Here is a 12,262-nt window from a genome sequence, read left to right on the forward strand (position 1 = left end):
GGAAGGGAGCCCAGCATGGCCGTAGACCCCACCGACCCCGAGACATTCGAGGCCGAGGACGCGCCCCAGGCGCGGGAGTACGACGTCGAGGCCCCCGAGGTCGACGCGGCCGAGCAGCAGGCGGACCTCGCGCCGGACCGCGACGACCCGCTGACCGGCGTCGACCCGGACCGCGCCAACGAGGCCGATCTCGCGGAGCAGGCCCGGGTCGTCTCGCTCGACGAGGACGACTACCGGTGACGCTCCCCACCGGGGGCGGCAAGCAGCGCCGTTGAACAGGAAAGAGGCTGCATTTTGCCCGCTCTGCCCCTGTTTGAAACCTTCGCAACCGCTTTCGCAACCGTCCGGTCCGTGAAATTCTGCGTTCTCACCGCGCACACCACGGTTACCGAAAAGTACGATGGCGACGCGGCCAGATCCGCACGTGGACGACTATGGGAGGCGGCGTGACAGCCATCGAGCAGACAGAGGCGGTTCGCCCGCGGGGTACACGCCTGCCACGCCGTGCCCGACGGAACCAGCTCCTGGGCGCCGCCCAGGAGGTCTTCGTGGCCCAGGGCTATCACGCGGCGGCGATGGACGACATCGCCGAGCGCGCGGGCGTCAGCAAGCCGGTGCTCTACCAGCACTTCCCGGGCAAGCTCGATCTCTACCTCGCCCTGCTCGACCAGCACTGCGAGTCGCTCATCCAGTCCGTGCGCCACGCGCTCGCCTCGACGACGGACAACAAGCAGCGCGTGCGGGCGACGATGGACGCGTATTTCGCGTACGTCGAGGACGACGGCGGCGCGTTCCGCCTGGTCTTCGAGTCGGACCTGACGAACGAGCCCGCCGTGCGCGAGCGCGTCGACAAGGTCACCAACGAGTGCGCGGAGGCGATCTGCGAGGTCATCGCCGAGGACACCGGCCTCTCGCAGGCGGAGTCGATGCTGCTCGCCTCGGGCCTGGGCGGCCTTGCCCAGGTCGTGGCGCGGTCCTGGCTGCACAGCGACCGCAGCGTGCCCCGCGATCAGGCGGTGCAGCTGCTGACCTCGCTGGCGTGGCGCGGCATCGCGGGCTTCCCGCTGCACGGGACCGATCACCACTGACGCGTGCTTTGTTCCCGCCCGATGTTCGCTCGTGGCGTTCTCGGGCGGGGACTGCGGGTCCCCTCGCCGGGCTAATGTGTGCTGCGTACGGCGCGGAAGGTCGCGCACATCACTGACCGTCGGAGGGACATAGCCGTGGAGGTCAAGATCGGCGTGCAGCACGCGCCCCGCGAGATCGTTCTGGAGAGCGGTCAGAGCCCCGAGGAGGTCGAGCGCGTCGTGGCCGAGGCACTGGCCGGAAAGTCGCAGCTGCTGAGCCTCGTGGACGAACACGGCCGCAAGATCCTGGTCCCGGCCGACCGTCTCGCATACGTCGAGATCGGCGAGCCGGCCCCGCGCAAGGTGGGCTTCGGCGCGCTGTAGACGCGTGAGCGCAGCGGGGCGGGACAGCCATCGGCCGTCCCGCCCCGTTCGTGTTCTCCGGGGCCCCGTGCGGCACCTGGGTTCCTCCACGGATGGAGCACAGAGGGCCCACAGAAAGGGATTGGATTCCGCAGGTCAGGGGTAAGACGGGCTACGACCGATTTGGGTAGGCCGGCCATGTGGGAGGGACCCCGACATGCTCCTGGAAGCGTTGAGCTCCGCGATCCTCGGTCTGGCTCTGGCCTGGGCGGCCACGCAACGCCTGTCGCACAGGCTCCCGGCCCGCCCCCTGGTCCTGTCGACCGGTGTCGCCGGAGCCCTCTTCGGAGCCTTCGTCATGCACAGCGCGCTGGAGGCCGGGCATCTGCTGCTGGTCCTGCTCGGCGCGGCGATCGTCTCGGTGGCCTCGCTGTCGCTGCTGCTGCGCCCGGCGGGGCGCCACCTGCGCCGACGATCAGCCACGGCGTAGCCGTCCGGGGCGGCGGACTACGCACCTGACAGGGGCGCGGGGAACCGCGCGGCCGGCCACCGGCGGCCCGCGGTCTCCCCACACCCCCGCGGAAGCGCCACCCTCTGGGAGAGCGCTACGCGGCCAGCCCCAGCGCGGCCATCCGCTTGGTGTGGGCCTCGGTGATCCGGGAGAACATCTTGCCGACCTCGGCCAGGTCGAACCCGTCCGCGACGCCGCCCACCAGCATGGTCGACAGCGCGTCCCGGTCGGCGACCACCCGCTGGGACTGCGACAGGGCCTCGCCCATCAGCCGCCGCGCCCACAGCGCGAGCCGTCCGCCCACGCGCGGGTCGGCGTCGATCGCGGCCCGCACCTTCTCCACGGCGAAGCCGCCGTGGCCGGTGTCGTCGAGCACGGCCAGCACCAGATCGCGGGAGTCGGAGTCCAGGCGGGCGGCGACCTCCCGGTAGAAGTCACTGGCGATGGAGTCGCCGACGTAGGCCTTGACCAGCCCCTCCAGCCAGTCCGAGGGGGCGGTCTGCTTGTGGAAGCCGTCGTAGGCGCCGACGAACGGCTGCATCGCCCGCGTCGGCTCCTCCCCGATCTCGGCGAGCCGGTCGCGCAGCCTCTCGAAGTGGTGGAACTCGGCCGAGGCCATCTTGGCCAGCTCCGCCTTGTCCGCCAGCGTCGGCGCCAGCTTGGCGTCCTCCGCGAGTCGCTCGAACGCCGCCAGCTCCCCGTAGGCGAGCGCGCCGAGCAGGTCCACGACAGCGGCGCGGTACTGCGGGTCGGCGGAGGCCGTCGCCCAGTCCCGGGCGGCGACTCCGGTGTGTTCGGCCGGGGTGGCGGTGGTGTCCGAGGCGTTCTCAGGCTTGTCAGAGCTCGTCATGAAGCGCACAATAGCCCGCCCGCCGGAAGGCGTAAGGCCCTGGTCAATCACTGTGACAACGGCTACGTGACCAAATCGGCCATCGCATGTGCGGGAATCCGGGGTATGGTGGTAATGCGCCTGCTGGTACTTCGACGTACCTCGACAGGCCGCACGTATGAGGATGCCCGGTCGGTGGCCCGATCGGCTCCGACCCGACAGACCTCCGCGTCCGTATGGCACTGTGCGTACGGAGCCCGGAGGGACACCCTCAGCGGTACGAGCGCTAGAGCGTCGACAGTGGTCCCGTGCCCAACGGCACCGCCGCAAGGCCGCCGACGTCCCCGGCACGGTCCGTACACGACCCCCGCGCTCGCCTCGCACCGCCCCACACAGAAGAGGCAGCACCCTGACTACGACGTTCCGAGAGCTCGGAATCCTTCCCGAGACCGCCGAGGCCCTTGAGGCCGTCGGCATCACCACCCCCTTCCCCATCCAGGAGCTGACGCTGCCCGTGGCCCTTTCGGGCACGGACGTCATCGGCCAGGCCAAGACCGGCACCGGCAAGACGCTGGGCTTCGGCCTCCCGCTCCTCGATCGCGTCACCGTTCCCGCCGATGTCGAGGCCGGACGCGCCAAGCCCGAGGACCTCACCGACACCCCGCAGGCGCTCGTCGTCGTCCCCACGCGCGAGCTGTGCCAGCAGGTGACCAACGACCTCCTGACGGCCGGCAAGGCCCGTAACGTGCGCGTGACGGCGATCTACGGCGGCCGGGCATACGAGCCCCAGGTCGAGGCCCTGAAGAAGGGCGTCGATGTGGTCATCGGCACCCCGGGCCGGCTGCTCGACCTCGCCGGGCAGAAGAAGCTGAACCTGAAGCACGTCAAGTGCCTGGTCCTCGACGAGGCCGACGAGATGCTCGACCTGGGCTTCCTGCCCGACGTCGAGAAGATCATCAACATGCTTCCGGTCCGCCGCCAGACGATGCTGTTCTCGGCGACCATGCCGGGCGCGGTCATCGGCCTGGCCCGCCGCTACATGTCGCAGCCCACGCACATCCGCGCCACGGCGCCGGACGACGCGGGCGCGACCGTCGCGAACACCAAGCAGTTCATCTACCGCGCGCACAACATGGACAAGCCCGAGATGGTCGCGCGCATCCTGCAGGCCGACGGCCGCGGGCTCGCGATGGTCTTCTGCCGGACGAAGCGCACGGCGGCTGATCTCGCCGACCAGCTCAAGCAGCGCGGCTTCGCCTCCGGCGCGGTCCACGGCGACCTCGGGCAGGGCGCCCGCGAGCAGGCCCTGCGCGCCTTCCGCAACGGCAAGGTGGACGTGCTCGTCTGCACCGACGTCGCCGCCCGCGGCATCGACGTCGAGGGCGTGACCCACGTCATCAACTACCAGTCGCCGGAAGAGGAGAAAACGTACCTGCACCGCATCGGCCGTACGGGCCGCGCGGGCGCGAAGGGTACGGCGATCACCCTCGTCGACTGGGACGACATCCCGCGCTGGCAGCTGATCAACAAGGCGCTGGAGCTGGGCTTCAACGACCCGCCGGAGACGTACTCCACGTCCCCGCACCTCTTCTCCGACCTCGGCATCCCCGAGGGCACCAAGGGCGTCCTGCCGCGCTCGGAGCGCACGCGCGCCGGGCTGGACGCGGAGGAGCTGGAGGATCTGGGCGAGCCGGGCGGCCGGGCGCCGCGCGGGCGCGGTGGCCGGAACGGCCGCGGCGGCCGGGACGAGTCCAAGCCGGCCGAGCGCGAGCGTTCCGAGCGCACGCCGCGACGCCGCCGCCGTACGCGCGGCGGAGCGGCGCTGGGCTCGGCGCCGGAGTCCACCGGCACCACCGCACCCGACGCCACGGCAACCGGCGGCACCGCCGAGGCGGACGCCGTCACGGCTCCGCGCACCCCGCGTCGCCGCCGCCGCACCCGCGGTGGCGCCTCGGCCGAGTCGGCGCCGGTCACGGCCGTCGAGTCCGCCTCGCCCGCCCCGTCCGAGCAGGCGGCGGACGCCGTGGCGACGGCGGAGGGCACGAGCGTGGAGGCGCCCGAGGCGGCGAAGTCTCGCCGGCGTCGTACGCGCCGGTCGGAGACGCCGGTGGAGACGCCGGTGGTGGAGACCGAGGCCGCGGTGACGCCGTCGGCCACGGAGTCCGCGGCCGTCGTGGCCGACGCCCCGGTGACCGCGGAGCCCGAGGCTTCCGCCACCAAGCCGCGTCGCCGCACCCGCAAGAGCACGGCGGCGTCCGCTGCCGAGGCCGCGGTCGACACGGCCGAGGGCACCACCGAGTCCGTCACGGAGCCGGTGGAGACGAAGCCGCGGCGTACGCGCAAGACGGCCGCCGTGGCTCCGGAAGGCGAGGCCCCCGAGGCCAAGCCGCGCCGCACCCGCAAGGCGACGGCAGCGGCGGAAGCCGCCGTGGACACGGCGGAGGCCGCTGAGACCAAGCCCCGCCGGACGCGGAAGACCGCGACAGCGGCCGAAGCCGCCGTCGACACCGCCGAGGCCACCGAGGCGAAGCCGAAGCGCACGCGCAAGGCGACGGCACCGGCTGCGGGCGCAGTCGACACGGCCGAGGCCGCCGAGACCAAGCCCCGCCGCACGCGGAAGACCGCAGCGGCGGCCGAAGCCGCCGTCGACACCGCCGAGGACACGGAGGCCAAGCCGCGCCGCCGCACCCGCAAGGCCGCCGAGACAGCCACGGCCGTCGAGACCGTCACCGCCGAGATCCCGGCCCAGACGGCTCAGGAGCCCGAGGTCGTCGAGAAGGCCGAGGCCAAGCCGCGCCGTGCCCGCAAGGCGGCGCCCAAGGCCGAGGCGAGCGTCGACACGGCCGAGGCGACCGAGGCGAAGCCGCGCCGCACGCGGAAGACCGCCGCGGTGGCTCCGGATGCCGAAGCCGCCGAGGCCAAGCCGCGCCGGACCCGGAAGGCCGCCGCAGCGGCCGAGACCGCCGTCGACACGGCCGAAGCCGCGGAGGCCAAGCCGCGCCGCCGCACCCGCAAGGCCGCCGAGGCAGTCGAGGCAGCCGGGGCCGTCACCGCCGAGATCCCGGCCCAGACGGCTCAGGAGCCCGACGCAGCCAAGCCGCGCCGCACGCGGAAGACGGCCGCCGCTGCCGCCACGGCCTCCGCCGACGGCACGGCCGAGGCGAAGCCGAAGGCCCGCCGCACCCGCAAGGCCACGGCCACCGCGGAGCCCACGGAGGGCTGACACTCTCCGCCCGACGGCCCGGTTCCCACCCAGGTGGGGCCGGGCCGTCGGCGTGCACGGGTGCGCGCGGGCCACCCACCGCGGAGCGCGCCCCACCCGCTACCCTCACCCCGTGAGCAGGCAAGCCACCTTCACCCCGCCCCCGGGCGCCCGCGCCTACCCCCTGCGCACGGCACGCGGTGAGTTCGCCGCCGTCGAGTCGTCACCGAAGGCGGGTGCGCGGGTCAGGGGGGTCGTCCTGATGCTGCCCGGGTTCACCGGGAGCAAGGAGGACTTCAGCCTGCTCCACGAGCCGCTCGGAGAGCGCGGGTACCGGGTCGTCGCCCTGGACGGTCGGGGGCAGCACGAGTCGGACGGACCGGAGGCCGACGAATCCGCCTACAGCCGGCCGGAACTGGCCCGGGACGTGCTCGCGCAGGCCGAGGCGGTCGGCGTTCCCCTGCATCTCCTGGGCCACTCGTTCGGCGGCCAGGTCGCCCGTGCGGCCGTGCTGCTCGACCACGCCCCCTTCCTCTCCCTGACCCTGGTCTCGTCGGGCCCGGCGGAGATCTCCGTCTCCCAGCAGCAGCGCGTGAAGCTGCTGCGGGACGCGCTCGCCGTGATGTCGATGGAGGAGGTGTGGGGGGCCATCCAGGCCATGGGGCCGCCGGAGGAGGTCGGCGGGCCCGCCCGCGGCATCGGCGACCAGGAGCAGTTGCGCCGACGCTGGCTGGGCAACAAGCCCGCCCAACTGCGCGCGGCCGGACGCCAGTTGTGCACCGAGCCGGACCGCGTCGGCGAACTCGCCGGCGCACCGCTGCCGTTCCACGTCCTGTCGGGCGCGCACGACGACACCTGGCCGGTGGCACTCCTCGACGACATGGCCCTGCGGCTGAACGCGCACCGCACGGTCATCACGGGGGCCGAGCACTCCCCCAACGCCGACCGGCCCCTGCCGATGGCCGCCGCCCTCGCCGACTTCTGGGACGGCGTCCGGACGGTCTAGTACTGCGCCCGCAGATGCTCCCAGAACCCGTCCCGCAGGGCGCGCCGCAGATCGGCCTGTCCGCGCAGCGAGTACTGCAACAGTCCCTCCGCCTCCACGAGCAGGTCCTGGTCGACCGAGCCGGGCAGATAGGGGTGGCCGTGCAGCAGCTCCCCGAGCGTCTCCCGGCCGCGTGCCGCCAGCCACTTCGCCGCGATCTGGGCGCCCACGAACCGCACGTCCTCGCGGGTCGGCCGGCCCGTGGTCGCCTCGAAGGCGGCGGCCGTGCGGCGGGAGACGTAGGGCTTGAAGAAGTCCAGGTCGAGCGTGCGCTGGCTGTCGACCTCCCACAGCAGGGGCTCCGCCTGGTTGCGGCCCTCCGGCGCCTCGATGCCCCACAGGTGGACCCGGGCGCCGTAGCCCTGCGCCGCCTCCACCGCCGACACCAGGTCCTCGTCGCCGCCGAGCAGGGCCGCGTCGCTGATGGCGCGGTGCCGGGCGAGTGACTCCAGGTCGGAGCGGATGAGGGAGTCGACGCCCTTCTGCTGGTTGTTGGCGTTCAGGTTGCCCAGGCGCACCTTGACGTCCGGCAGCTCCGCGATGGTCTGCTGCTCCGCCGTGTGGATGCGGCGGCGGGCGCCGTCGTACCAGTAGACCCGCAGCAGCCTGCTGTCCGCGAAGATCGTGCGGGCCTTGTCGATCAGCGCGTCGATCAGGCCCTCGGCGTCCAGATCGAACGCGCGGCGGTCCTCCGTACCGGCGGCGAGCCGTCCCGCGGCCGCGTAGAGGTACCCGGCATCGACGAAGATCGCATGGGTCGAGGGTGTCTTCGCCACCTCGGCGAGCATGCGCTGGAGCAGCTCGTTGGTGTGGTCGATGCGGGCGCTCAGGGCCGCGAGGTCGTCGTTCATCACTTCCATTGTCCTGGCGGTCACGCTGCGAACACAAACGGTCCCGGTCGGTCCCGTAACGACACTCTTACGGCACAGTAATTAGCCGTTCGAAAAATTTCCTTAGCGTAGGGAATGTTTGAACCATGCAGTCCTGTTGACCCATATGGAACACCGGGCACCGACGCCTCGTGGGCCGCCACACCAAGTAGTTCTCCTCAGGAGGATGACCAGACGAAGGGAGAAGCCCTTGCGCTTCGAAATCATGCACCTCGACGATGTCGACGGCACGCCCGTGGACACGACCGTCGTGGACGCCGCCTCCGTCAACCGGATCGTTCAGCAGGCCGCCGCCACCGGGCAGCGCCTCTGGATCCGCCCGGCCGGGACCACGGCCTCATAACGCGCGCAGCTCTCCCCCACTTCGACAGCCCCCGCCCGGCACCGGCCGCGCGGGGGCTGTCGCTGTTGCGGACCGCTGTGACCGGGGGCGTACTGGCTGGGGGGCCCAGCGAGAGCGAACAGGACGGTGGGACACATGTCCGAGACGGGCCGGTCGAACGGGGAGCTGCACCAGCAGGCCAGGGACGAGGCCGCGCGGCGGTACGAGGACTCCACCGCGGAGCGTGAGCGGATCGAGGGCGAGCTGGCGGCCGGGGTGCGCTTCCCGGACGCCCCGGACGCGCTCGCCGTCCGCGCGGACCGGATCCTCGAGCGGGGCGGTCTGTCGCCCTCCGCGGTCGTGGCGGACATCCACGCCGAGGCCATGGACCTGCCCGACGCCAACGAACGCATCATCGACCTGTCCAACGAGCTTCAGGCCTGGAGCTTCCTGCCGCGCGGGGTCAGGGCCGGGTCCTCGGTCGCCCGGATCACCCTGCGCCGCGACGGCCGTGAGCTGCCGCACGGCACCGGCTTCCTGGTGTCGCCGCGGCTGATGCTGACCAACCACCACGTACTGCCCGACGAGAGCTTCGCCCGCCGGTGCTTCGCCGAGTTCAACGCCCAGGTCACGGTCGACAACCTCCCCGACGCCACCGTCCGCATGGAGCTCGACCCGGGGGCCTTCTTCGCCGCGGACAGACGGCTGGACTTCGCCCTGGTCGCGGTCGCACCCGCCCCGGACGGCCGCCCGCCGGGCGAGATCTTCGGCTGGAACCGGCTCAGCGTGCAGATCGGCAAGCTGGTGCTCGGCGAGAAGGTGAACATCATCGGTCACCCGGACGGGCGCCTCAAGGAGATCGTTCTGCGCGACAACGCGGTGCTGGTACGGCTCGACGACTTCGTCCACTACCGGACCGACACGCGCCCCGGCAACTCCGGCTCCCCCGTCTTCAACGACCAGTGGGAGGTCGTGGCCCTGCATCACAGCGGCGTGCCGAAGAAGGACGACCGGGGCCGCGTCCTGCGCAAGGACGGGCAGCCCTGGCACGAGGGAGACGGCGACGACGCGATCGAGTGGGTCGCCAACGAGGGCGTCCGCATCAGCGTGATCCTCAAACACCTGGCCCGGCTGGACCTCGACCCCGCCCGGCGCGCCCTGCTGACCGAGATGGGCCCGGACTCGGGCCTGGACCAGAGCACGGCCCCGCTCCCCGCGCCGACGCTGCCCGGCGTCACGCCCCCACCGGCCTCCACCACTCCGGCAACCGAGAGCGGAACGGATGCCCAGCAGCCCAAGGTCGGACGCCCGGCGCGGAGCACCGCCTTCGGCGGCCGCCGCCACCTGCTCTTCCTGCACGGCAGGGACCAGCACGGCAAGGTTCCCGAGGTCCTCCGCCGGGAGTGGACGGCGGGCCTGAACCGCGGACTCACCCTCGCCAGCCTGCCCCCGATCGACCCGCAGGACGTGTGGTTCCCCTTCTACGGCACGAGACTGCACAACCTCGTGACCGGCCAGGAGAGCGCGGTCGAGGCCATCGGCCTGGACGAGGTGAGCGCCGCCGCTGCCGCCGAGATCTTCGCCGCGAAGTCACCGACCGGTTCCTACGACCGACTGCTCTACGAGGCGGCCGCCCGGGCCGGCATGCCGCAGAACGGCCCGGCGGCCACCGAGGGCTTCGGGGCGGGCCTGGTCGGGACGCTGCACCGGCCGCTGAGCTGGCTGGCCGCACGGTCCGACCTGGACGAGTGGACCATCGCCACGTTCCTGCGGGACGTCGATCTGTACCTCGGCGACAGCGCCGTACGGCAGTCCGTGCTGGACAGCGTCATGGCGACCATGCCCACCACCGGCGAACTGGTGCTGGTCACGCACAGCCTGGGCACGGTCGTCGGCCTGGACCTGCTGACCCGGCTCCCGGAGACCCTCGACCCGGTCCTGCTCGTCACCGCGGGCAGCCCGCTCGGCCTGGACGGCGTCAACGAACGGCTCCTCGCCCGCGGCCCGCACCGGCCGCCCCGGGTGCGTGACTGGGTCAACGTCTGGTGCCCCACCGACTCGGTGGCCATCGGCTGCCCGCTGGAGGACGAGCGCTGGGGCAAGCTCACGCAGCTCGCCGTCTCCAACGGCCGCGACCGTGCGCACAAGATCGACGAGTACCTCGCCCACTCGGAAGCGGCCGGTGCGATCGGCTCGGTGCTCGGCCGGACCTGACGCGCCCGCCCCGTCAGCTCCCCTGGATCACCTGGGTGACGCCGTTGATGATCTGCTGCACGGCGATCGCGGACAGCATCATGCCCGCGAGCCGTGTCACCAGGACCACGCCGCCGTCCTTGATGATCCGGATGATCACCAGCGAGTAGCGCATCACCAGCCACAGCACGACATGGATGGCCAGGATCGCCGCCCACACGGACACCTGCGCGGCGACGCTGTGCGCCTTCTGCACGGCGAGGATGACCGACACGATCGCCCCCGGCCCGGCCAGCAGCGGCATGCCCAGCGGCACGAGGGCGACGTTGACGTCCTTGGTCTGCTTCGGCTCGTCGGTCTTCCCGGTGAGCAGATCGAGCGCGATCAGCAGGAGCAGCAGCCCGCCCGCGATCATCAGCGCGGGCACGGAGACATGCAGATAGTCGAGGATCTGGTGCCCGAGCAGCCCGAACACGGTGATCACCCCACCGGCGACACAGACGGCCTGAAAGGCCATCCGCTTCTGCACCTTGGCGGGCCGGCCGGCGGTGAGCGCGAGGAAGATCGGGGTGATCCCGGGGGGATCCATGATGACGAAGAGAGTGAGGAAGAGGGAGCCGAAGACGGCGAGTTCGAACATGGGTGATGGCCTTGCAGGGTTGATGAAACGCGCGGTTACCGCTGTGGGCAGGCGTTCCGTTGGGGGTCCCCCCAGGCCCTTCAGGCACTGGGGGAGGAACGGGTGGGCACAGCCGACAGCGCCGGGTGCCTTGAAACGGACCTACAGGAGAGAAACCTCAGACCCCGCCAGCCCCCGGCACGGGAAACGCCCCGAAAGCCCGCCGAGTGATCTCCCCGTACACCTCGGGATCCGTCGTGTACTCCCCGAGCACACACGTCTTCCGACTGCCGTGATAGTCCGACGACCCGGTCACCAGGAGCCCCAGCTCCTTCGCCAGCCCCCGCAGCCGCGCCCGCGTATCCGCGTCGTGCTCCATGTGGTCGACCTCGACCCCGTCCAGCCCGGCCGCCGCCATCTCCGCGATCGCGGCCTCCGGCACCGTACGCCCCCGCTTGCTCGCCGCGGGATGCGCGAACACGGCGACCCCGCCCGCGCCCTTGATCAACCGGATCGCCTCGAAGGGGTCGGTCTCGTGCTTCTCGACGTAGGCCCGGCCGCCGTCGGCCAGCCAGTCCGGGCTGAAGGCGTCGTTCACGGTCGGCACGACACCCAGCTCGACGAGCGCGCTCGCGACATGCGGGCGACCGACGGACCCGTCACCGGCGATCCGCGCCACCTGCTCCCAGGTCACGGGCACGCCCAGCGCCTGGAGCTTGGCGATCATGCCCTGCGCCCGGGGCACCCGGTCGTCCCGCACCAGCTCGCGCTCGGCGAGCAGCGCCGGTTCCGCGGCGTCGAAGAGGTAGGCGAGCATGTGCATGCTGACGCCGTCGAGTCGGCAGGAGAACTCGGCCCCGGTGACCAGCGTCAGCCCCTCGGGCAGCGCGGCGATCGCCTCGGCATGCCCGCGGGTGGTGTCGTGATCGGTGAGCGCGACGACGTCCAGCCCGGCCGCGGCAGCCTTGCGCACCAGCTCGGCCGGGGTGTCCGTGCCGTCGGAAGCGGTGGAGTGGGTGTGCAGATCGATACGCACGACACGGACTCCAGACGCTCACGGGACGAACAGGGCTGCTCAAGGATAACCGGATTTTCAACATCCGATGTCACACCCGAACCAAGGAAGCGCCCCCTACACCCCGACGCCCCCAAAGGGGCGCGGGGAACTGCGCGACCAGCCACGTCCGCCCCGCGGCCGCGCGCAAACCGAACCACCGCCCC

12 protein-coding genes are annotated in these 12,262 nt (G+C 72.0%); 8 read left to right on the forward strand and 4 right to left on the reverse strand.

From position 1 onward, the window contains the following. Positions 1-15: 15 nt before the first annotated feature. From NNW99_RS11820 to NNW99_RS11835, 4 genes are all read left to right on the forward strand, one after another. On the forward strand, positions 16-240 hold the full coding sequence (locus NNW99_RS11820; RefSeq protein ID WP_215118660.1) for a hypothetical protein: 225 nt from the start codon (positions 16-18) through the stop codon (positions 238-240). 206 nt (positions 241-446) lie between these two features. Further along, positions 447-1,088, forward strand: coding sequence for a TetR/AcrR family transcriptional regulator (locus NNW99_RS11825; RefSeq protein ID WP_215118661.1), 642 nt, complete (start codon positions 447-449; stop codon positions 1,086-1,088). Positions 1,089-1,223: 135 nt separating this feature from the next. After that, positions 1,224-1,451, forward strand: a complete 228-nt coding sequence (locus tag NNW99_RS11830) for a DUF3107 domain-containing protein (protein WP_189723087.1) — start codon at positions 1,224-1,226, stop codon at positions 1,449-1,451. Between the two features lie 196 nt (positions 1,452-1,647). After that, a complete protein-coding gene (locus NNW99_RS11835) occupies positions 1,648-1,920 on the forward strand; it encodes a hypothetical protein (RefSeq protein WP_215118662.1) in 273 nt (90 codons plus the stop codon). A 115-nt stretch (positions 1,921-2,035) separates the two neighbouring features. On the opposite strand, the gene NNW99_RS11840 is transcribed toward NNW99_RS11835, so the two are convergent. Then, the gene (locus NNW99_RS11840) at positions 2,036-2,791 is read right to left on the reverse strand and encodes a ferritin-like fold-containing protein (protein ID WP_215118663.1); all 756 of its coding nucleotides are present in this window, start codon (positions 2,789-2,791) and stop codon (positions 2,036-2,038) included. A 481-nt stretch (positions 2,792-3,272) separates the two neighbouring features. Between NNW99_RS11840 and NNW99_RS11845 the strand changes: the two genes are divergently transcribed. Together NNW99_RS11845 and NNW99_RS11850 are read left to right on the forward strand one after the other, a co-directional pair. After that, positions 3,273-5,993, forward strand: a complete 2,721-nt coding sequence (locus tag NNW99_RS11845) for a DEAD/DEAH box helicase (RefSeq protein WP_215124237.1) — start codon at positions 3,273-3,275, stop codon at positions 5,991-5,993. A gap of 112 nt (positions 5,994-6,105) precedes the next feature. Then, entirely contained in the window at positions 6,106-6,978 is an 873-nt protein-coding gene (locus tag NNW99_RS11850; protein WP_215118664.1) for an alpha/beta fold hydrolase, read from the forward strand. On the opposite strand, the gene NNW99_RS11855 is transcribed toward NNW99_RS11850, so the two are convergent. After that, positions 6,975-7,868, reverse strand: coding sequence for an NYN domain-containing protein (locus NNW99_RS11855; RefSeq protein ID WP_215118665.1), 894 nt, complete (start codon positions 7,866-7,868; stop codon positions 6,975-6,977). The two genes, NNW99_RS11850 and NNW99_RS11855, sit on opposite strands and share 4 nt — an antisense overlap. Positions 7,869-8,097: 229 nt before the next feature. Between NNW99_RS11855 and NNW99_RS11860 the strand changes: the two genes are divergently transcribed. Then, entirely contained in the window at positions 8,098-8,250 is a 153-nt protein-coding gene (locus tag NNW99_RS11860; protein WP_010047718.1) for a hypothetical protein, read from the forward strand. Between the two features lie 135 nt (positions 8,251-8,385). Then, positions 8,386-10,443 carry a serine protease gene (locus NNW99_RS11865; RefSeq protein ID WP_215118666.1) on the forward strand — a complete coding sequence of 686 codons (2,058 nt, stop codon included), beginning with the start codon at positions 8,386-8,388 and terminating at the stop codon, positions 10,441-10,443. A gap of 13 nt (positions 10,444-10,456) precedes the next feature. Here the strand turns inward: NNW99_RS11865 and NNW99_RS11870 are convergent, their stop codons facing one another. Continuing rightward, on the reverse strand, positions 10,457-11,062 hold the full coding sequence (locus NNW99_RS11870; RefSeq protein ID WP_215118667.1) for a MarC family protein: 606 nt from the start codon (positions 11,060-11,062) through the stop codon (positions 10,457-10,459). Between the two features lie 157 nt (positions 11,063-11,219). After that, positions 11,220-12,077, reverse strand: a complete 858-nt coding sequence (locus NNW99_RS11875) for a PHP domain-containing protein (RefSeq protein WP_215118668.1) — start codon at positions 12,075-12,077, stop codon at positions 11,220-11,222. Positions 12,078-12,262 lie beyond the last annotated feature (185 nt).

The sequence above is a fragment of the Streptomyces sp. CRCS-T-1 genome (assembly GCF_024442335.1).
GTDB classification, from domain to species: Bacteria; Actinomycetota; Actinomycetes; order Streptomycetales; family Streptomycetaceae; genus Streptomyces; species Streptomyces koelreuteriae.

Bases quoted from the DNA above. Each gene is read 5' to 3' on its own strand.
- NNW99_RS11820 (WP_215118660.1), top strand. From the start codon at position 16: ATGGCCGTAGACCCCACCGACCCCGAGACATTCGAGGCCGAGGACGCG.
- NNW99_RS11835 (WP_215118662.1), top strand. From the start codon at position 1,648: ATGCTCCTGGAAGCGTTGAGCTCCGCGATCCTCGGTCTGGCTCTGGCC.
- NNW99_RS11840 (WP_215118663.1), bottom strand. From the start codon at position 2,791: ATGACGAGCTCTGACAAGCCTGAGAACGCCTCGGACACCACCGCCACC.
- NNW99_RS11855 (WP_215118665.1), bottom strand. From the start codon at position 7,868: ATGAACGACGACCTCGCGGCCCTGAGCGCCCGCATCGACCACACCAAC.
- NNW99_RS11865 (WP_215118666.1), top strand. From the start codon at position 8,386: ATGTCCGAGACGGGCCGGTCGAACGGGGAGCTGCACCAGCAGGCCAGG.
- NNW99_RS11870 (WP_215118667.1), bottom strand. From the start codon at position 11,062: ATGTTCGAACTCGCCGTCTTCGGCTCCCTCTTCCTCACTCTCTTCGTC.